This window comes from Rhodococcoides kyotonense (assembly GCF_001645385.1).
In the GTDB taxonomy this organism is placed as follows: domain Bacteria; phylum Actinomycetota; class Actinomycetes; order Mycobacteriales; family Mycobacteriaceae; genus Rhodococcoides; species Rhodococcoides kyotonensis_B.
In genome coordinates this window covers 23726-44473 of record NZ_LVHI01000008.1, presented here as the reverse complement: position 1 = coordinate 44473, position 20748 = coordinate 23726, and the positions used below count along the sequence as shown (strand labels likewise).

The 20748-nt window shown below is 63.4% G+C and carries 18 protein-coding genes, 2 tRNA genes and 2 pseudogenes; 11 read left to right on the top strand and 11 right to left on the bottom strand.

From position 1 onward, the window contains the following. Positions 1–58 precede the first annotated feature (58 nt). From A3K89_RS06275 to A3K89_RS06255, 5 genes and pseudogenes are all read right to left on the bottom strand, one after another. Complete coding sequence (locus tag A3K89_RS06275) at positions 59–1042, bottom strand: amidohydrolase family protein (RefSeq protein WP_068423374.1); 984 nt, start codon at positions 1040–1042, stop codon at positions 59–61. Then, on the bottom strand, positions 1039–1476 hold the full coding sequence (locus A3K89_RS06270) for a hypothetical protein (protein WP_068423373.1): 438 nt from the start codon (positions 1474–1476) through the stop codon (positions 1039–1041). Before A3K89_RS06270 ends, A3K89_RS06275 begins: the two co-directional genes overlap by 4 nt. 21 nt (positions 1477–1497) lie before the next feature. Beyond that, positions 1498–2688, bottom strand: a complete 1191-nt coding sequence (locus tag A3K89_RS06265) for an FAD binding domain-containing protein (RefSeq protein ID WP_068423372.1) — start codon at positions 2686–2688, stop codon at positions 1498–1500. Continuing rightward, positions 2685–4067 carry an MFS transporter gene (locus A3K89_RS06260; protein WP_084423622.1) on the bottom strand — a complete coding sequence of 461 codons (1383 nt, stop codon included), beginning with the start codon at positions 4065–4067 and terminating at the stop codon, positions 2685–2687. Before A3K89_RS06260 ends, A3K89_RS06265 begins: the two co-directional genes overlap by 4 nt. Positions 4068–4105: 38 nt before the next feature. Next, positions 4106–5584: pseudogene (locus A3K89_RS06255) on the bottom strand (aldehyde dehydrogenase). A gap of 285 nt (positions 5585–5869) precedes the next feature. On the opposite strand from A3K89_RS06255, the gene A3K89_RS06250 reads away from it, so the two are divergent. Next, on the top strand, positions 5870–7579 hold the full coding sequence (locus A3K89_RS06250) for a helix-turn-helix domain-containing protein (RefSeq protein WP_167674242.1): 1710 nt from the start codon (positions 5870–5872) through the stop codon (positions 7577–7579). Positions 7580–7628: 49 nt separating this feature from the next. Then, positions 7629–8531: a LysR family transcriptional regulator gene (locus tag A3K89_RS06245; protein WP_068423369.1), complete on the top strand. Its 903-nt coding sequence runs from the start codon at positions 7629–7631 to the stop codon at positions 8529–8531. 8 nt (positions 8532–8539) lie between these two features. Here A3K89_RS06245 and A3K89_RS06240 read toward each other — a convergent pair whose 3' ends face one another. Continuing rightward, a complete protein-coding gene (locus A3K89_RS06240) occupies positions 8540–10276 on the bottom strand; it encodes a helix-turn-helix domain-containing protein (protein WP_068423368.1) in 1737 nt (578 codons plus the stop codon). Between the two features lie 109 nt (positions 10277–10385). Here A3K89_RS06240 and A3K89_RS06235 point away from each other — a divergent pair, with 109 nt between their 5' ends. The 8 genes and pseudogenes from A3K89_RS06235 to A3K89_RS26665 all read left to right on the top strand — a co-directional run bounded on the left by A3K89_RS06235 (position 10386) and on the right by A3K89_RS26665 (position 15061). Then, positions 10386–11459 (top strand): ABC transporter substrate-binding protein, encoded by a 1074-nt coding sequence (locus A3K89_RS06235; RefSeq protein WP_068423367.1) that lies wholly within the window; start codon positions 10386–10388, stop codon positions 11457–11459. After that, positions 11456–12295, top strand: coding sequence for an ABC transporter permease (locus A3K89_RS06230; protein ID WP_084423619.1), 840 nt, complete (start codon positions 11456–11458; stop codon positions 12293–12295). The genes A3K89_RS06235 and A3K89_RS06230 overlap by 4 nt, the downstream gene beginning before the upstream one ends. Further along, positions 12292–13086: an ABC transporter permease gene (locus A3K89_RS06225; RefSeq protein WP_068423366.1), complete on the top strand. Its 795-nt coding sequence runs from the start codon at positions 12292–12294 to the stop codon at positions 13084–13086. The genes A3K89_RS06230 and A3K89_RS06225 overlap by 4 nt, the downstream gene beginning before the upstream one ends. A gap of 33 nt (positions 13087–13119) precedes the next feature. Continuing rightward, entirely contained in the window at positions 13120–13869 is a 750-nt protein-coding gene (locus tag A3K89_RS06220; RefSeq protein ID WP_068423365.1) for an ABC transporter ATP-binding protein, read from the top strand. Continuing rightward, positions 13866–13946: pseudogene (locus A3K89_RS26680) on the top strand (hypothetical protein); the annotation flags it as partial. The gene A3K89_RS06220 and the pseudogene A3K89_RS26680, both read left to right, overlap by 4 nt. A 313-nt stretch (positions 13947–14259) precedes the next feature. Next, positions 14260–14391, top strand: a complete 132-nt coding sequence (locus A3K89_RS26675) for a hypothetical protein (RefSeq protein WP_367946700.1) — start codon at positions 14260–14262, stop codon at positions 14389–14391. Positions 14392–14415: 24 nt separating this feature from the next. After that, a complete protein-coding gene (locus A3K89_RS26670; protein WP_371828792.1) occupies positions 14416–14757 on the top strand; it encodes an FAD binding domain-containing protein in 342 nt (113 codons plus the stop codon). A gap of 37 nt (positions 14758–14794) precedes the next feature. Beyond that, positions 14795–15061 (top strand): hypothetical protein, encoded by a 267-nt coding sequence (locus tag A3K89_RS26665; protein ID WP_367946698.1) that lies wholly within the window; start codon positions 14795–14797, stop codon positions 15059–15061. Positions 15062–16737: 1676 nt separating this feature from the next. Here A3K89_RS26665 and A3K89_RS06200 read toward each other — a convergent pair. The 3 genes from A3K89_RS06200 to A3K89_RS06190 form a co-directional block, all read right to left on the bottom strand. After that, positions 16738–16810, bottom strand: a tRNA-Arg gene (locus A3K89_RS06200). 63 nt (positions 16811–16873) lie between these two features. After that, positions 16874–16963, bottom strand: a tRNA-Ser gene (locus A3K89_RS06195). A 91-nt stretch (positions 16964–17054) separates the two neighbouring features. Continuing rightward, on the bottom strand, positions 17055–17804 hold the full coding sequence (locus A3K89_RS06190; protein ID WP_068423362.1) for a dienelactone hydrolase family protein: 750 nt from the start codon (positions 17802–17804) through the stop codon (positions 17055–17057). A 91-nt stretch (positions 17805–17895) separates the two neighbouring features. Here A3K89_RS06190 and hisC point away from each other — a divergent pair, with 91 nt between their 5' ends. Next, complete coding sequence (gene hisC / locus A3K89_RS06185) at positions 17896–18957, top strand: histidinol-phosphate transaminase (RefSeq protein ID WP_068423468.1); 1062 nt, start codon at positions 17896–17898, stop codon at positions 18955–18957. Here the strand turns inward: hisC and A3K89_RS06180 are convergent. Together A3K89_RS06180 and A3K89_RS06175 are read right to left on the bottom strand one after the other, a co-directional pair. Further along, entirely contained in the window at positions 18954–19988 is a 1035-nt protein-coding gene (locus tag A3K89_RS06180; protein WP_068423470.1) for an alpha/beta hydrolase, read from the bottom strand. The genes hisC and A3K89_RS06180 overlap by 4 nt on opposite strands. A gap of 140 nt (positions 19989–20128) precedes the next feature. Next, positions 20129–20746, bottom strand: a complete 618-nt coding sequence (locus A3K89_RS06175; RefSeq protein ID WP_068423361.1) for a hypothetical protein — start codon at positions 20744–20746, stop codon at positions 20129–20131. Positions 20747–20748: the final 2 nt, after the last annotated feature.

The following is a 20748-nucleotide window of genomic DNA, read 5'->3' as shown; positions in this document are numbered from 1 at the left end:
GCCGCGTAGTACCGGTAGCCGGTATCCTGAGGAACCGTGTTCGACTCGAATCACGCGCTCACGACGCGATATCCGCGGGCACCTTCGCGGCGAGGAAAGCCCGTCCGTTCTCGGCGATCGTCGAGCGATCGAGGCCCGAGCGCCCGATGAAGCCTGCGACGTCGAACTCCGCCATGTCGAACGGGTAATCGGTGCCGCACACGACTCGATTGTCGCCCGCGTGTGTCCGAAGGAGATCCAGTGCCGCGTGGTCGTGGGTGACGGTATCGAAATACGGTGCGCGAAACAGTTCCCGGGGAGAAGTAGCGCTAACCGACCGGACGTCGGCGCGCGCCTCCCACGCATGCTGCCAACGACCCAGAAGGTCTGGGGCGCAGCCGCCTCCGTGTACGAAGCACAGGCGCAGTTCGGGTAGTTCCTCGAGTACGCCGCCGAGAATGCTCGACGCGACTGCTGTCGCAGTTTCAACCGGATTGCCGACAAGGTTCGCCAGGTAGTACCGCGCCCATTCCGGCCTGGGTAGCTGCATCGGATGTACCAGCACCGCCATCCGATGTGTCGACGCCGACTGCAACACTGCGCGTAGTACGCCCGTGTCGAGGGAGGCACCGCGCAGTACCGGGGGTATGGCAATCCCGGCGAGTACGTTCTGCGCTGCCAGAGCGCGTATCTGTTGCTCGGCTGCTTCGGCGTCGTCCAACCGGATGGAGCCGAGGCCTACGATTCGCCCATTCGAGTCCGAGACGATATGGGCGAGAGCATCATTGAACGAATCGGTGTACTCACCGGCGGGCTCCTCGGCGTCGACCGCGAAAGCGAACGGAGGCGGGGACAGCGCCCGCACAGCGATGCCCGATGCATCCATGTCGGCGACGATCGCATCCACGTCGGACATGGCTTCCGTCCGGATCGACAGAGGCACGTCGCCGAGGAACAGTTCACCGTCGCGATCGTGCATGGCGCCGAACGGCGAGTTCGGTGGAAGCCCGAAAAGATCCGTCGGCAACCAATGGGCGTGGACGTCGACCAAATCCGAACTCACGACGAAACCTCCAGTGGCGAGTTGTCGGAGTCGAGATGCTCGACGGTGGTGAACACCAGTTCACCGTCGCCGATGTTTTCGATGTCGTGCAATAGGTATTCGCCTGCTGCGAAATGGAAGTGGCGTGTCTCGCCGGCCGAGTAGGAGACGTCGCGTGTCGTTCCGTCGAAGGTGTGCTGTCTGCTGGTGCCGGCGTTGACTGCCGTCCAGAAGTAGTCCAGCACGTGCCGGTGCGCATGCCAGCGCTCACCTGGCGCCAGGCGGATCTCCCAGACCCGAACCCGGTCGTTCGCGCTCAGTAACCGCGAGCCCACCTCGCCGTCGAAAGCGTGAGTGTCGAATTCAGCACGCAACTCGTCGGACCATCCCTCGAAGTTCTCACCGACGAGGGTTCCCGCCAAGGGAAGATCACTCAGAAAGCCGTTCTTGGTCATGCCAATTCCTTTCGTGTGTTCTTACCGGCCGGGCCCGTACAGCCCGAATCGAAGATCTGGATCTCCTGGGGTCCAGGTGTTGGTGAACTGCGATCGCTCACCCATGGCCTTCACCCTCGCCAACAGGTTGCTGCTCAACTCGAGCTGGCCGGGCTCCCATTTCTCGAGAGCCTCCGCGACGTTGCCCGCCGCTGCGGTCAGCGCCTCGCTCAGCGCCCACGCGTCGGCCGCCGCTTTGGCCGTTCCCGCCGCCGCATGTGGCCTTGCGCCGCAGGCTGCGTCTCCGATGAGAGCGACCCGGCCATCCGCCATCTTCGACGCTCTCGAATCCCAGACGACCTGGATGAACGGTGCCTCGGTTGAGGTGACGACTTCCGCTGCAGCGGGTGCGAGCATTCGCGATGCAGCGTCGCGCATCTCGTCGACGTAGCGGTCCTGGACCTGATGGGGGTGAACGGACACCTTGCCCTGAAATCCGCGTTTGTCGGTCAGCATCTCGTCGAGGTCCGGTCCTTCCGCGACGTTTCGGTACCAGACGTAATTCATCAATCTGTCTCCGACGGCAGTACCGCGCTCGCTCGGAATGGGATACATCGTGATCTGCGAGTTCGGCACGATGTTGTACGTGATCGAATTACGCAGCAACTCGGCGGTCTCGGCGGTCAGCAGGGCTTCGTCGACGGTGCCGCGCCAGCCGATGTAACCGGAGTAGATCAATTCCACGTCTGGGTCGATCCGCGTCCGGTTCGCGGAGGTCACGCCGTCTGCGATGACGAGTAGGTCGGCCTTCTCGCGGCGGCCGCTGACAAACCTCACTGTCACCGAATCGTCGTCCTGGTCGAACCCGCAGGCGAACTCGCCGAGGTGGTAGTGCTCGCGCCCGAAGTCGGCGAGCAACGCGCGGTAGAAGGTGCCCCACGATGTATGTGACCACGACCGTTCGTCACGATCGAGCACGTCGTTGTCCTTGCCGATGTACTGCACCCAATCCGTGGTGGTGCTGACATCCTCCGGCCTTTGCGCGCTACGTTCACGGAACCAGCGGAGGGTGTCCGGTTGGAGAACGATTCCGCCTCCGCGTCCGTCGAGATCGGATGGGGTCCGCTCGAACACGTCGACCTCGAAACCGAGATCTTTCAGGAGTAGCGCCGCGGTCAGGCCGCCGATCGACCCTCCGACGACCACTGCTTTCGATCCAGCGTAAATGCTCATGCCGGTTTTCCTTCCACGGTTGTCGTTGCGGGGTGTTCTGTATGAAGCGTTTCGGAAGGCAGTGCTGCGTCACGAGTTTCAGGAGCGAAGTACAGCCCGATGATCGCGATGATTCCCGTCGAGGCGAGCACTGCCGTCGCGATCCCGAGGTTGCCTCCGAACCACGAGGTGGCAATGACTCCCGCGACGAGCGGGCCGGCTGCCGTGATGTAGCGGCCGATGCTGTTGGCGAGCGCAATTCCGCTGGCCCGCATGCTCGGCGAGAACATCTCCGGACCGTAGACGAAGTTGCCGGACAAAGCGCCGAAAAGTCCGAAACCGACAATGGGTATGACGAATAGGTATGTCGTGTAGGAGTGCTCGAACGGGAATAGGTAAACGATACTGAGACCCGACACCACGAAACTGACGAGGAAGGCTTTGCGGCGACCGATAGCGTCGGCGAGGAAACCCCAACTGGCGTACCCGATGATGCCGCCGGCATTGAACAGCATCGACGAGATCGCGACGCGATGATTGGCGATATCTGCAGACAATGAGTCCGCCGAGGACATGTCCCGGATTATCTGGGGGTACCAGGTCGACACGCTCCAGAAGGCGAGGAGCGACCCGGTGGCTAGCGCGGTGCATATCAACGTTGCGCGCAGGTTCGGTGGCGAGAGTAACCGCCGCAGTACGAACTGGTCTTCTGGACGCTGAATCGAGTTGTTCTTCCGAGCCTTTCGGGTGGCGATCACAGTCTTGATCTCCTCCGGCTCTGGGACGTAACGCCTCAGGAACCACACCAGGAATGCGGGGACGACGGCGAGGACGAGCATGAACCGCCAGCCTTGGCTGCTCAGCATGCTGTAGGCGAGAGCTGCGATGAAGAATCCGCCCGCATAGCCCGACATCATCACACCGCCAGCACGAGCGCGGTACCTGTTCTTCCAGACCTCGGCGACCAGTGCCGCACCGACGGGTGCCTCGACACCCGAGCCGAGACCGGCTATGAAACGCAGAATCCCGAGTTGCCACCAGGTGTCCGCGAAGGCCGCGAGTGCGGTGAACAGTGCATAGGTCAGAATCCCGATCGAAAGCACACGGACTCGTCCGAAATAGTCGGCCAACACGCCGAACAGGATTCCGCCGGTGGCCCAGCCTGCGAGGAACAACGCCACGGTCGTGCCGCCGTACAAACCGATATGCGCAGAATTGACGCTGATTCCGGAGTTCGGTAGCAGCTCGGTCATTGCCGGACCGAGCACCAAGGCGTACAAGCTTCCCGCGAAACCATCGAGCGCCCAACCCATTGTGGTTCCGAACAGAACCAACCACTGGACTTTCGTTATTTCTTTGCGCCAGCCCGGTCCGGCCGGCCTATCGATATTCGATGCCATTGTGTGTCCTTCTGTGAAGGGAGGGTCGTCGACCTCTCTCAGTTAAGGCGGCCGGGTGTATCGGATCCGTACCAGTCGACGTTGTCGCTAGCGATACGCGTCACGACAGTCTTGATCGACGTGAAATCGTCGAAAGACTCCGTTCCTGCGTCTTTTCCGGCACCCGATTCCTTGACCCCACCCCAGGGCAGCGACGGTTCGAGGCGGTGGTGGTCGTTGATCCACACCATGCCGGACTCGATCGCATCGGCGACGCGATGTGCCCTGCCGATGTCACGGGTCCACACGCCGGCCCCGAGGCCGAATCGGTTGTCGTTGGCCATCTCGATTGCTTCTTCTTCGCTATCGAAGGGCACGACGACGGCGACCGGGCCGAAAATCTCCTCCTGCGCGACGCGCATCGAGTTGTTGACATCGGCCAGCACTGTCGGGCGCACGTAGAACCCCTCCTTCAGATCGTCGGACATGCTCGGGACGCCGCCGCCTGCCGCCAGACGCGCACCCTCACCGGTACCGATGGCGATGTACTCGAGGACTTTTCGGCGCTGACGGTCACTGATCATCGGACCCATCTGGGTGGACGGTTCAGCCGGATCGCCGAGGCGGATCCGCTCGGCCCGCGAGACCAGCGCTGCGACGAATTCGTCGTGACGACTGCGCTGCACAAGGAATCGCGCGCCGGCCACGCAGGATTGGCCAGAGGCGACGAAGGCTGCGAACGCTGCGCCCTCGGCCGCGGCTGTCGGGTCGTAGTCGTCGAACACGATGACAGGAGTTTTGCCACCGAGTTCGGCTGTGATGCGGGCAAAGCGCCCCGCGGTCGCGACGGCAGCGGAGCGACCGGCTTCAGTACCACCGGTAAGAGTTATCTTCGCGACGTCTTCGTGCTCTGTCAGCCGGATTCCTGCGTCTCTACCTCCGGTCACCACGTTGACGACTCCCTGCGGGATGCCGGCGTCCGTGACGATGCGTGCGATCGCCAGCGTCGTCAACGGCGTCAGTTCGGAGGGCTAGACCACGACCGTGTTTCCGGTTGCCAGTGCCGCGGAGAGGCTTCGCGCGAGGATGAGGGCCGGGTGATTGAACGGAGTGATGATGCCGCACACACCCAACGGGCTACGTCGCTGGTAGGTCAAGTACGGCCCGTCGCTGGGTAGCACTGCGTCGCGCTGGGCGGCGAGAAGGCCTGCGTTGTAGCGAAACCACTCCGGCACACGCGACAACTGCGCACGTGTCTCGGTGATCGGCCTGCCGTTGTTCCGAGTTTCGAGAGTGTAGAGAGTGTCACTTGCCGCCTCGAGTGCATCCGCGGCACGTAACAGAGCCTTCGCGCGGTCGGTGCGACTCATCCTCGGCCACGGCCCGGTTTCGAACGCCGAGCGTGCCGCCGCTACCGCCCGGTCGACATCGACGCCGACACCGTCGGGCACCTTTGCGATCGGAGATCCTGTCGCCGGATTCACGATCGTCAGGTGCCGTCCGCTGTCGGCTTGGATGTCCTTGCCGTCGATGTACATCGAGTACTCGGTCATGGGGTCTCGTTTCGTCTGCGCGGTGTCGTTTGAAGTCAATGACTTGTAAAACATTCTGCGATTCAGGTCACACAGTTACTATGTGGTGACAGACATAGTTATTGCTTGACAATGTCGATTCAGACAAAACGAGGTGCCAAAGCGATGGTCAAGGGTTCGGGGACATCTGCGCACAGGTCGGACTCGTCGTCTGCTTACGAGTTGCCGGAGGTTCGTCGTTGGCTCACGAGCGTTCGCACGATCACGAAAACGGTGGCCACCGGACAGCCGGTGCCCAAAGTCTTGGATCTGATCGCGCAGACCGCAGCGGCGCTGATGGACTACGAATTCTGTGGTGTTCTGATTCCGGATTCCGCCCACCGGACGTTGACGATCGAAGGGGCTAGCGGACTGTCAGCGGGCTACATCGCGCAGGTCAACGCGCATCGCCCCGTTCGACTGGACCAACCTCCGTCCGTCGAGGCGCCCTCGAGCACCGCATTTCGGACCGGGCTGCCGGTGGCCATCGCCGATATCGAGGCCGAACCGCAGTTCGCGCCATGGGGAGGCGTCGCGAAGGAGCAGGGCTACCGCTCGATGATCTCGGTGCCCCTGATGGAGTCGGAGGACGTGGCGATCGGGACGCTCAATTGCTACCGCCGCTCGGTCCACGATTTCGCCCCGCACGAGATCGAGCTGCTGACCATGCTGGCGGACCACGCTGCGATCGCGCTGACCACCTCACGCTTGAGGTCGGAAGAGGCAGCGCGCATGCAGGAACTCGTCGGCCTCAATAAGGAGCTCCACCAGCAGCGCGATCTACTCGAGAAGTCGGAGGACATCCACCGCAGGCTCACCGAGATCGCGCTGCGCGGCGGTGGTGTCCCGGGTATCGCGACTGCGCTGTCGATCCTGATCTCGCGTGCCGTCCTGATCGAGGACTTGAACGGGGGCGTCATCGGTCAGTCGAGCAGGACCGCTGCCTTTCCCGACGATCGGGCGCGTGCAGCCTACGCGAGCGGGGAGGACCTGCAGCACGAGTTCAGCTGCCATTCAGTACGTCTCGCCGAGTCCGAAGTGGCAAGAATGTGGATTTCCCCCGGCAGAACCGCGTTGTCATCGGTCGACGAACGTGCCGTCGAACATGCCGCATTGGTGACCTCACTGGAGGTCCTGCGGAGCCGGACAGCCGACGAGGTGCAGTGGCGATTGCACGGCGATCTGGTCAATGATGTGCTCGGCGGCGTCGGGGACGCCGCCCAGACCGTCGTCGAACGCGCCGCGCGGCTCGGGCACGATTTGACGCTTGCTCATTTCATGGTGGTGGTGGCGCTGAACAAGTCGGACTCAGCGCACACCGACGAGAGATTGCAGCAGGCTGTCAGGCGCGTACATGCATGGGCCGAGACGGTCTCCCCGCGACCTCTAACCGCGCTTCATCGCGACCGTATCGTGGTTCTGGTACCGAACATCGGACAGTCCGCGGTCGCGGTCGCCGCGACTGCCGAAAAGATTCGGAACTTCGTCGCACCGCGCGGATCGGGGGCGGCCGCGACGGCCGTAAACGCCGGACACAGCGTCGCGCTGGACGGGTACGCGCGTCTGCACCGTTCCGCCACCGGCGCGTTGAGCATGCTGGCGCTGATGGGGAGGTCGGACGTGACCGTAGCGCTCGCGGATCTCGGTTTGATGGGGCTGCTGCTCCAGCTCGACGACGCCGAACAGCTTCTGGCCTTCGCCGACCGCACTCTCGGCCCGGTTCGGTCCTACGATGCCGCGAGAAAGACCGACCTGCTGCGCACGCTGCGATCGTTCTTTGCGTGCGGGCTGGCCGTCGCCGACACCGCGCGCACGCTGCACGTTCATCCCAATACGATCGGGCAACGGCTCCGGCGGATCCAATCTCTCACCGGGATGGATCTGTCTCGACCCGACCACGCGATGGAAATCGCGGCTGCGTTGACGGTGGGCGACGTGGGCGACTCGACGGTGACGGCGTGATCCTGCCGTTTTATGGATAACACGATCGAAAAATGCGATCGTAGCTATTGTGGATGAACGACAACTTGAATACTTCGTCGGCGTGGCCGAAGAACTCAACTTCACTCGCGCCGCCGGGAGGATGTCCGTCGTTCAATCTACCGTGTCTGCCAGTGTCCGTGCGTTGGAGAAGGACCTGGCAACGCAACTCCTGGACCGCACCGGCAAGCAAGTGCGGTTGACCGAAGCCGGGCGGGCCTTTCTTCCCGAAGCCAAGGCGGCGCTCGTCGTGCTCGACCGTGCGCGCGCCGTCGTCCGCGAAACCGACACCGGACTTCGCGGCGCCTTACGTGTCGGCACCCTCAGCGGCATGACGGCGCTCGACACACCGGGACTCGCCCGGCAATTCTCACAGCTGCATCCGCACGTGAACTTCTACCTCGAGACCTCACCGAGCGGATCGTCCGGTTTGCTCGACAAGATTCGGGACGCGACGCTCGACGTGGGTTTCGTCAGCATCGTCCGCCCCTCGGACTTCGTCGGAGTCGAGTCACGTCCGCTACGGACGTTGCCGCTGAGAGTGCTTCTTTCTCCCGGCCATCCGCTGAGTGATCGTGCGTCCGTGCGCCTGTCGGATATCGCGTCGGACCCTTTTGTGGAAATGCCGAGGGGCTTCGGTATCCGCACGCTGGTCGATGACGAGTTTCGACGACTTGGACAGGTACGCAATATCGCAGTGCAGGTCGCGGACCTGACGACGATCCCGGATTTCGTGGCTGCCGGGTTGGGAACCGCCATCGTGCCCGATCTGACACGGTCCTCCCATTTGCGTCTGACCTCGGTCGCGCTCACTGGCTCCGATCTCCTGTGGACTTTGTCCGCCGCCTGGCGAGCAGGCACTCCCCCTTCACGTGCAGCCCAAGCTGTACTCGCGCTCGCCCCGCAGTTCCTGTCCGAGCAGTGGGTCTACTAAGAATATGATCAGAGCTGTGACGCCAGTCCGGCAATACGGGCCACCGTCAGTGCCGAGGTGATCCGCAACAGATCTCGCGGGCGACCGAGCTTCGTTCCGGTCAGACTCTCGAACCGTCGGACGCGTTGCGCGACTGTGTTGGGATGCAGGTGCAGTTCCGTCGCCACCGCTCGCCGGTCCAGATCCTGATCCAGCAGTACACGTACTGTCCGCAGAAGGTCGGTGCCGTGCTCATGGTCGTAGTCGATCGCAGCCCCTAGGGTGGCTCGCGCGAATGCGCACAGTGCCGTCGAATCGTCCAGTTTCAGTAACAGGTGGTCTATGTCGATCTCGCGAAGATCGACGACGCCGGTGCCGTCGCTCAGATCCAGCGCACCGCGCAAGGTGCGGAACAGGGCGGGCAGCCGCTCCGACGGTTCGGCTGCGGTTACTCCCCCGTGTACTCGGCGAGATCCACCGCTTCCGGCGATGGAGGCGAGCACCCGAGACGCGAACGTCGCGACGTCGCCTGCTGACTCCGGCCAGACGATTACGAAGTCACCGCGGTACGACGCTGCCAGCGGCCGAGGCGACTCGCGCGCCACGAAGCGGTCTGCCGCAGCGAGGAGTTCGTCGGTCGTCGGGTGCGACCGCTCGGTACCTCGTAGGGCGATCAGGTGATGGTTGCCGGACAGGTCCCACCCCAATCGGCGTGCCCGGGTGAGCAATTCGGCCATGACTTGGCCGTTGGAATTCAACAGGTCGGCCAGCAGAGAGCCACGCATTCTCTGTTCGACTTCCGCTGCGGTGCGAGCGCGCAACAGTTCGAGAGCGGTCACCACCGCTGCGTGTTCTATGGCTCGTATGTCGAGGTGGGACAGCACAGTCCGCTTCGTGTCGACACGAATGTACGCGACCACCTGCCCGTCGAGCAGAACTCCGGTAACCGTCGTGTCGTCCGGCCCGCGCATTACACCGCCGTCGCGAAGTTCGAGATCTGAGACATCGGCAGTCGAGACAGTCTCGCTCCCGCTGAGGCGCATCCCGTAGACGTCGTCGATTGCGACATCGCGGCCGAGCAGGTCCGCCAGTGTGGAGGCGACCCCCGACGTTCCTTCTCCGCGTAGAGCTATTGCCGTCAGGAGGTCGTGCACTTCCTCTGCCCGCCGCAGTTCGTGGATCGTGTCCTGTTCGCTCACTCGCAGCTGCGCTGTTCCCAGCGCGACAGCCACTTGTGTCGCCATCGCGTTCACCAGGCTGACCTCGGCTTGCTCGAATCGGTGCGGGTTAGCGTGGTACCCGTTCAAGGCGCCGATTACCCGCCCACTTCGTCGAAGCGGGACAGAGATCAGCGCGCGGTACCCTTGTTCGTAGGCGACGCCGCCCCACGGCCCGATACTCGGGGCCTCGTCGATGTCCTCGATCGCGATGTCTTCGATCGCGACGACCTCGCCGGTGCGGAACGCAATGCTCGTCGGCGCTTCGTCCGCACCCCGCACGTCGAGCAGGATAGGCCGGTTGGCGTTGACCTGATCGATGTAGTCAGCAGACAGTCCGTGCGACCCGACGATGGTCAGCGCGCGCCCGCCGGCTTCGGGCAAGAATACCGCGCAGAAGTCGTATCCGAGCAAGTCACATGCAGTGAACGCGACGCGCTCGAGCAGGGCGGCCACTGGCTCGTCCCCGCCGACGGCTTCTCCGATGTCTGCCAGAGCGTCCAACCATCGTTGCAGTTGCGCGTCGGACCGAGGTGTTTCCGCGAACATGGGACTTAGCCTAAGAGTGTGTCGCAGACACATTGTCTGATTTCACCGATCCGCGCACTGTGAAAGAACGCGGTGACACCGGTCACACGCTCGAAGCAAGGAGGCACCCGTGCGGTTACCCCCACGCACCGGAGCATGGCGCATCGTCGTAGCTGTTGCACTGGCCACTGTTGCGGCGTCCGTCGTCACGACGGGATGCTCGGCGGGACTGGGCGGCCCGCCCTCGTCGCGGGCCGCGGTCGACGGTGAAATTCGATTCACCTTCGCCCCGGACCCGATCTGGGACTACATGAACGAGACGGGAATTGTCGACGAGTGGCAGGACGACACCGGATACACCATCGACACCAGTGCCACATGGGACGAGTTCGGCCTGTTCGCCGGCGGACACGCCGACATCATCTCGACGGCCTCGTTCGAGGTTCCCTACCTCGAGGAACAGACCCAGCGAGAGACGGTCATCATCGGTCGCTACAACGCCGAGCGCAGCCGCATCTTGATCCGCGAGGACGATACCGCGCAGTCGGTGGAGGATCTGCGGGGTAAAAGAATCGGCGTGTTCACCACCGTGTCCGGAACCTTGGTGTGGAGCGCCTTGATCAAGCAGATGCACGAGCTGAACTTGGTCGACGCCGCCGACGGCGACAGCGACTTCGAGATCGTCGTCGCCGATATCCAGAACCTGTCGAACCTGTTGGCACGTGGCGAGATCGACGCCTGCGTCTGCTACCCGGACCTCTCTGCACGCGAATTGCGGGACGGATCGGTCAAGCCGCTCTACGACGGTAAGTCTTCCGCGAACCTCTTCGCCGAGCTGGATGCCCCAGGGCACGATGGTCCGATGGGCAATGTCTTTGTCGCTCGGGCCGATTGGGTGAAGGACAACTCCGAAGAGGTGTCGGCGTTTCTCGACCTGTGGAATCGCGGACTCGCCGAGTGGCGAAGCCATCGGGACGAGATCATCGAACGCTACCCACAGCATTTCGCCGTATCGACAAACGAGGACATCGATTTCATGAAACAGTATGTGAACGAACATGACTGGATCGTCGACTCGGTTCGATTCGACCAACAGTGGGCAGAGGACGAAAGCTCGGTCTTCGACCTGATGCGGTCCACGGACATCATTGGCGACGACATCAGCGAACCGACGTTTCTGCCGAGCGAAGAGGTCAGTCGATGACGCAGATCATCGCGCCCCCGGAACGGCAACAAGGTACGCAGGTAGGCCATTCCCGGTGGGGAGTGCGCACACGCACCCGACAGAACGGACCCCGCCGCTGGGTCGTCTCGGGCGTCACGCTGATCGTCGCGGTCGGGGTCTGGGCGCTGATCGCGGCACGGGTCGACGATCCGATCCTCCCGCGGCCCGGCGCCGTTGCGGCACAGATCGTCGACATCGTGTTGTCGGGAGAAGCGTTCACCAACTTCGCATCAAGTATCTCGAAGATCGCCGCTGGTTTCCTGATTGCCATGGTGGGAGGCTTGCTCGTCGGATTCGTTATGGGCCGCAGCAAGTTCATGGCGTCCTACTTCTCGCTACCGCTGTTCGTACTGGGTAACATGCCCGGTCTGACGTACGCCGTGTTCGGCCTGCTCATCTTCGGCGTCGGTGCCGGCGGCCCCATCGTCGTATCCGCCTTGGTGGCATTGCCATTCATCGCGATGAACGTCGCGGAAGGCGTTCGCTCGGTCGACGGCAACCTGCTGGCGATGTGTCAGGCTTTCGAACGCCACAAGCGGGACGTGCTTCGTCACCTCTATCTGCCCGCTCTCGCCACCTTCGTCTTTGCTGGGGTGCGCTACGGATTCGCGATGGCGTGGAAGGTCGAAGCGCTCACGGAAGTGTTCGGTGCCAGCGACGGCGTCGGTTTCATGATTCGCAAGGCCTATCAGGAGTTTCACATCGCGGACATGCTCGCGTGGACCGCACTGTTCGTCCTCACCATGATCGTGATCGAGCGCGGACTCGCAATTCTGGAAACTCGATTCTTCGCATGGCGAAAGGAACTCGCATGAGTACGACTACCGCATCGACGATTCCAGGCTGGCGACGCCACGCCCGAAGCCAAGGATCGTCGGTCGTCGCCACGACCGTAGCGGTGCTCAGCATCCTGGCCGTGTGGCAGGTCGCCGTCGTCGTCGGGAATCGAGTTCCGTCCCCGGCTCAGAGCGTCGACCGCCTCGTCTCCGAGGCTGCGATAGGCGAACTCTGGCACAACCTGGCCATCAGCATGAACCGCTTTCTGCTGGGTCTGGTACTCGCGTTGGTGGTGGGCACGGCAATCGGCGTCCTCATGGGGATGTCGAAACTCGCCGACCTCGCTTTGTCCGACCTGAACGCCGCCGCCCTGGCCATTCCGGCCGTCATCTGGGCCTTGTTGACGACGATGTGGTTCGGATTCGGTTGGCTGACATCGGTGGTGACGGTGTTCCTGTCCGGACTACCGTTCGTGGTAGTCAACATTGCCAAGGCCACCCGTGCGGTCCCCGCCGATCTGATTTTGATGTCCCGCGCATTCGGTGTTCCGCGGGCCGGGGTTCTGCGCCACATCGTGGCGCCTGCCGTCGCCGGCTCGACGGTCGCCGCGGTCCGATTCGCCATCATGAGCGCCTGGAACGGATTGTTGCTGGCCGAATGGTTCGGCGCCACATCGGGTGTCGGGTGGCGCTCGCGGTATTGGTACGACGCCAACCAGCTCGACGGCTTCTTCGCGTGGGTCCTGGTATTCATTCTGCTGCTGGTGATCGCCGACCTGCTGGTGCTCGGACCGATCGAACGGTACGTCTCCCGCTGGCGCACGGCGTAACGACCTCAACTACACGAGAGTAAGTGAACTGCAATGGCTTCCATCGAAATCAAAGAACTAGTCAAAGACTTCCACGACCGTCAGGGCAACAGCACCCGCGTCATCGACGGCATCGATCTGACCATCTCCGGCGAGACGTTCGTCTCGGTCGTCGGGCCGTCGGGCAGCGGCAAGACGACGTTGCTCAACATCGTCTCGGGTATCGAGACGCACACCTCCGGATCGGTCGACCTGCGTTCCGGAGGCCGCGACGCCCGCGTCGGCTACGTCTTCCAGGATCCTCGGCTTCTGCCGTGGCGCACCGTGATGGCCAATCTCGGCTTCGTGCAACACGAGCGCGAAGGCTGGGAAGATCGCGCCCGCCACTATCTCGATCTGGTTGGGCTGAGCCACTGCGCCGATCGCTACCCCTCACAGCTGTCCGGTGGGCAACAACAGCGCATCGGAATCGCCCGCGCGTTCGCCGTCGAACCGGATGTTCTGCTCATGGACGAGCCCTTTTCCCACCTCGATGCGATGACATCGCGGACGCTGCGCGAGCATCTGGAACGGATCTGGTTGGAATCTCGTCGTACCGTCATGTTCGTCACCCATGACGTCACCGAAGCCGTTCAATTGTCCGATCGCATCATCGTTCTCGCTCCCGGCGGACGAATTCACGAGATCATCGACGTCGATCTACCCCGCCCACGCAAAGCTTCCGACCCTGCAGTCGCGGTTCTGCAGGCAGAGGTCCTCGCGCGTTTCGAAGCGCTCGAGCGCGGGCAGGTGGAGGCAGTATGAGCAAGGATTGGTCAGGAAATCGCGCCATCGTGGTCGGTGGTTCGATCGGAGGTTTGACCGCTGCACTCCTGCTGCGCCGACTGGGATTCGAGGTATCGGTGTACGAACGTACACCCACGAGCCTCGACGGTCGCGGCGGCGGAATAGTCCTCCAGCCGGACACGATCCGATGGTTCGCCGAATGCAGCTCGATGCAACCCGAACAGGTCAGCACCACAACGAGATACGTGCAGTACCTCGACTCGAACGACACGATCGTTCACCGCGACGAAGCTCGGTGGAGTTACACCTCCTGGGGGACTTTCTATCTGCGCGCTGCTGTCAGATTTCGGTTCCGATCACTACCACTTGGGCGAGTACGCATCAGGGTTCGACGAGAATGCAGACGATGTGGAGGTTCGATTCGCGTCGGGCGCCCGCCGACGCGCGGAACTCGTGGTCTTCGCGGACGGCATCACCTCACCGAGCCGCCGACGTATCTCGCCGAACTCCGAGCTCGAGTACTCAGGCTACGTCGGGTAGCGCGGTGCTGTTCCCGAATCGGAAGTGTCCGCCGGGACGTTCGAATTGCTCCACGACGCAATCACATACAGCGTTGCACCTCACACCCATATCAACGTCTACCCCATCCCCTCCGGAGACGGTGGACTCGCAGTGGGCGAGCGGCTGCTGAATTACGTCTGGTACCGCAACGTTGAGGAAGGACACGAGCTCGACGAACCCATGACCGACAAACGCGGCTTCGCGGCGAAGGTGTCACTACATCCCGGTGCGGTCCAGGATCGCTATATCGACGAGATGCGCTCGGCGGCATCCGATCTTCTAGCCCCCGCCGCCGCCGAAGTGGTCCTGCGGACCGAGCAGCCCTACCTCCAAGCGGTGTTATGACGCCGGGGCCGACAAGATGGCGTGCGGGCGGGTAGCCATGATCGGCGCCGCCGCCGGCGACGCCCGTCCGCACGCAGCGGCCGGAACGGCCAAAGCCGCCGCCAACGCCTGGGCCCTGTTCGACGCGCTCTCCAGCGCCGGAGACATCGCCGAAGCACTGGCCAAGTGGGAGCCCGGTCAGCTCGAACTCGGACGCCAACTGCTCAGCAGGGTGAAGTCGATGGGAGCGCGATCTCAATTCGACTGCACCTGGACCCCAGGTGACCCGGACCTGCGGTTCGGTTTGTACGGCCCCGGCCACTGATGCCGGTGCACTACGGGCACCTCGCCGGAGTCCTAAAGCGCACCTTACGGCTTGGGGCTTATATAATAGTGATCTACGTCTCCATCTGCTTCATTGCAGGCAATGCTCGAATGGAAGGACGAATCGGCATGTGGAACCTTTTTCTGAAGAGCATGAGGTTTGGGCCCTACTCGCACCTGCTCGACGGGGCGGATTCGCGGCGCGCGCCCCTGTGTGCAATATCGGGATGGGCCGTGGCGCATGGGGGAGACTCCGAATGTTTTCAGGTTGCCAGCCCGACCAACTTGGTTACGGACGATGCTGTCAGGATGTCCTGACGACCGTCGCCGCGGCGCCGGGATAGAGCACGTGGTTCACGCCGCCTCGGAGTCGTTGTCGTCCAGGAGGTGGAGGGCGCGTATTAGAAGCTGCTCGATCCGGTCCTCGACGCCGTCGACGAGATCAGGGACATCCGCCATGGCCACATACGCCAGACTGCGCGCCTACACACCGCGTTCGTAGTATCGCGGATCGTGGTTGACCAGAACCGGCTCGACGACAGGCGCTTTCGTAAGGCCTTGTTGGCTCTCGTCGTCGATACGACCGTGATCGGGTCTCCGTGCCTTCCGAAGGGCGGTTCGTCGGTGAGATACGCGTGGACGACCGCGGCGACAGCTTGCGCCTCATCGGGTCGGGCGGGAACGGCACGTGTCCCCACTGATCAATCGGAACCGCCACCGGCCCAGGTCGTTTGCGGCTCCTTCCTCATTTCAGGAATCCTGTTGTGCTGCAGTTGTCCTGCGAGCAGAGCCGTGGAGGCGTTCGGCGCGGAAAGTGATCCGTTCTGTCCGGGCGGAGTCGAGAGCGAGCCGAATCGACCTCGTTCGGCCAGGACGACGCGTCCCGCGTCGACGTGCTGGCGGTTGATCGCCGAGACAAGACGTCGCTGCACGGTTCGCCCGGGCGGAGTGTCGATTAGGAACTCGGCCAGAGCCGCCGGAATGGCTGGGAGCAAGACCAATTCGGCTGCGCTACACCAGTCGACCAACAGCGCCCAGTCGTAGCCGTACTACGCAGGCGGACGTGTCGGTGCCACCGCGGTCGCGCTACCGGCGGCAACCGACATGAATGGCGAATATCGCCGACGCGGCGGTCAGACCGTTCCCGTCTCGACCGGCGGTGCGTCGAGCTCGGTACGAGCATGTCTTCATGGACGAGGAACCAACAGCGCCGGTTCGTACGCATGGTTCTGAACCAACACCAGCGTGTCGTCGCGGGCGTAGCACACGGTGACCACGACAGGGTGTACTCCTGCGGTGAAATGGCACCGGTCGCCGATGTTCATGCGGCATCGATGCCTTGGCCACCTCAAGCTCGAACCGCCCCGGGAAACGCCGTGGTTCGGACGAGGTTCGCATGGGCGCGACTAGGCCGAACGCAGATTCATCACTTTGGTTCCAGAGTCATAACTCCACACAGACCCAGCCGACACCCCAACGGACGCGACCGGCCACTCGAACTCCGTCCACGGGAGTCAAGTTCCAATCCCTCAAAACGGTCCACCACCGACCGCAGCGGTCCAAACCACTCATCACTTTCCTTCACCGCAAGGTCGATTGTGACGAGTAAGTGATGGGCTGTTAGCAAAGCAAACAGCCCCTGAACGCGGATAACCGCGGTTCAGGGGCTGTTTCTTGTGCGCCCGAAGGGATTCGAACCCCTAACCTCTTGATCCGTAGTCAAGTGCTCTATCCGTTGAGCTACGGGCGCATCTTCTGTTGTGCTGATTCTTGCGAACCAACCGTACTACATGCTGACTCTTGCGAATCAGCGTGGCGGAGGCGAGAGGATTTGAACCTCCGGACCCGGTGAAGGGTCAAGTCATTAGCAGTGACTCCCATTCGGCCGCTCTGGCACGCCTCCTAGGCTGCCGGCCCTCTCGGACCGCCGGGGTGAAAGATTACACATGCTTACGCCACGAACGCAAAACGCCTGGTCAACCTGCCGTTCACCTTCACCTCAGGAAAGAGTCGAACCAGTCGAAGATCCGCGCCTGGGCTTCGACGAGGGCGTCGGAGGCGGGGTCGGAATACTCGGCGCTACCCGGCTGCCCCTTGACCGCGTCGGCGCGATGACGCAGTCCGCTGTAGCTGACGATGTTCGTCGCCACCGAGGCCCGCGTCGCCGCCTCGCGAAGAGTCTCGATGTGCTCGGGTGGTGTCTTGGGGTCGTTCTCGCCGTACAAGCCCAGCCACGGCGCCTGCAACGCCGGGGCGGCCTCGACCAGAGCCACCGCGTCGGCATTGAGCGGTTCGACGATCCCCGCGGCAGCGACGCTGACCGCCGCGCCGATGCGACGGTTGGTCGCGACGATGAGCGCGGCGGTGCCCGCGTCGTCGAATCCGATGACGCCGACGCAATCCGGGTAGACGCCTCGCGACGTGAGCCAGTCGAATGTGGCGTCGAAGTCCGCGAACAGGTTCTCGCCGAACACCTCGCCGTCGGCTCCGTCACGATGGAAAAGGTCGGGCGCAACCGCCAGCCATCCTTCGAGGGCCAAGGCACGCAGCAGATCGATGAGACTGTCGGGCACCTCGCGCGATTCGTGGAGAACGACGATGCCGCCCCGCACACTGCCCTCGGGCGAGATGGCGGTCAAGGGCACCGTCTGTGGATCGTCCGGCGCTCGAGGGGGCTCTTCGCCGTCCTCCCCGGTATCCACATCGACCCGCAGTACAGCGACATCCGTGAATATTCCCGACATAGGACCAAAATAGTGCCGACGCGCTCGCCCCGGGCCATTACCGACGGACACACTGAAACGTACTCACCGGTGTGAGCGCATAATGTGTGCCGTGACCGCCCGCATTCGCACCGACCTCGACGCCATTCCCGCCTACGTCCCGGGACGGAACTTTCCCGGTGCGATCAAGCTGGCCAGCAACGAGACCACGCAGGGCCCACTGCCGAGCGTCCGAGACGCGATCGCCGACGCCGTGGCGCACGTGAATCGCTACCCGGACATCCTGTCGACCGCCCTCGTCGCGGAACTCGCGAGGATGCTGAACGTCGAGCCGGAGAACGTCGCCGCTGGAAACGGCTCCGTCGCACTGTGCCAGGAGGTCGTGCAGATCACCTGCAACCCGGGCGACGAGGTCGTCTTCGCGTGGCGGTCGTTCGAGGCGTACCCGATCATCGCCCGCGTCGCAGGTGCGACGCCCGTCGAGGTGCCACTCGACGAGAACCACGTCCATGATCTCGACGCCATGCTCGCCGCGATCACCGACCGCACCCGCGTCGTGTTCGTCTGCAATCCCAACAACCCCAGCGGAACCGTCGTCACGCGATCCGCGCTCGAGAAGTTCCTCGATGCCGTGCCCGCCCACGTCCTCGTCGTCCTCGACGAGGCCTACTTCGAGTACGCCCGCGAGAACCCCGAAGGCGAGTACACCGACGGCGTCGAACTCGCGCGCGGACGTCGCAATGTTCTCGTTCTTCGAACCTTCTCCAAGGCGTACGGACTCGCAGGCCTGCGCGTCGGATATGCCGTCGGCGACCCGTCGATCATCACCGCGCTCGGCAAGGTACGCATCGCCTTCGCGGTCAATTCCGTTGCCCAACAAGCAGCTCTGGCATCGCTTGCAGCCAAGGACGAACTGCTGGCACGGACCGACACACTCGTCGTGGAGCGCGAGCGTGTGCGAACTGCGCTGATCGAGATGGGGTACGACGTCGCGCATTCCGACGCGAACTTCGTGTTCATGCCGCTCGGCGACCGCTCCGGAGCGTTCGCGGCGGCAGCGGCCGAGGCGGGAGTCATCCTGCGTGCCTACGGAAACGACGGGGTGCGGATCACCATCGGTGATCCGCACGAGAACGACGCATTCTTGAAATACGCTGCCGCAGCGGCCCGTTAGAGGCCGAGAGCCGTCTTCAGCGTCGGCCATGCCTCACGCAGGTCGTCCTGCCAGTACGGCCACTGGTGGATTCCGTACGGGCGGTACGTGACCGTCGCCGGGATGTCGAGGTAACGCAACCGCGTGTCGAACAACGTGGTGCAGTACAGCGAGGCGGCTTCGAGCGGTCCACCCTGCGCCGCGTCCTGCAAACCCTTTCCGCCCGGACCCATTTCGTACGGACCGGGAAGGCCGGTGCCGGCGGAGACGTAGATGTCCTTGCCGCGCAATGCTTCCGCGTTGCGTGACGGATCGTGCTCGACCCACTTCGGGTCGACGTTCTCGCCCCACATGTTGGTGGCGTTGCCACCGTTCATCGCGACCGTCGCGCGGACGGCGTCCTTCAGGTTGGGCTGCGAGTTGTCGTAGCAGCCACTGAGCCCCGCGACGCCGGTGTACAGATTCGGGTGGCGGGTGATGAGGTCCATCGCCGCTTGTGCGCCCATGGACACGCCTGCGATCGCATTGGTGCCGTTGCCGTCGAAACGGGCGGCGATCAGTGGCGGGAGCTCCGACGTCAGGAACGTCTCCCACATGTTGACCCCGAGAATCGGGTCGGGCATGTTCCAGTCGGTGTAGTAGCTACTGGAGCCGCCCACCGGCAGAACCACGTTGACATCCTTGTCGGCGAAGAAGTCGACGATGTCCGTCTTCTGAGTCCACGTGCTTTCGGCGTAGTTGGACTCCTTGCCCGCGCTGACGCCGTCGAGCATGTAGAGCGTCGGCCGCGACGAGTTCTGCCGAGCCGGCAGGAGCACCTGCACCTGGATGATCTTGTTCATCGCGGGCGATTCGACGAAGACCGCCGCACGACGGTCGGTGATCATGTCGACGCGGTCGATCCGCGCGCTCGTGATCGGTGACGCACCCACGAACGGAGGAGCGCCGTCGGAGCTTCCGGTGCCGGGCAGCGGCTGGGCCGACACGACCCCGGTTACCGACAACGACAACGCGATACTGACTCCCAGCGCTGCCAGGACACGACGGTGCATCGACTGATCCATCCTCCCCCGCCGCGCCGCGAGCGGCGCTGGCACGAACATCGGTCTCGCACCTTACCCGCCGGTAGGTTGGGGGCGCCGCAAGCCGTAACTGCGGCCAGGATAGTCGCGACAACCGTCGTACAAAAGTTTCACGCGATCTTTGGGATATCTACAGAAGGCCTCATGAGCAGGGCCGCGACCAGGAAACACACAGCTCCCACGAATGTTCCGAAGTTGGCTATCGCTGCGTTCGAGAGCTCCCCTGTCGACGGATCCACGAACGCCGCGATCGCCGACACACCGAAGGCGACCGACCCGATCATGTTCAGCCACGTCGTCCGCCAGTTCCGCGCGGCAGGGTCCCACAGGGCATCGGTCTCGGTCGTCGCGAGGACTGCGAGTCCGCTCGCGATGAGGAAGGCCGCCGACCCGAAGACGTCCGGACGCCACACCCATTTGTCCGCCTGTTCCGCCGTCAGACCGCTCACCATCGCGATGCCGGTGCTGACGTTGAAGAGCAGCGTGCCGACGAACTGGATCGCCGCTGCCCACCAATCGAACAGTTCGACCCTCCTCGATTCCTCCCCCGGCACCGGCCTGCCGCTCAGTCGCAGAGCGATGAACCCGGCTGCGGTGAAGAAGAGCGAACCGACGAAGTACGTGACGTTGTCGCTGTCGACGCCGACCCACTGCGCGTAGCCGGGCACCGCAGCAAGTGCGAACAGCACAGAGCCGATGACGAATCCCCAGGATTCGCGTCGCAGCATGC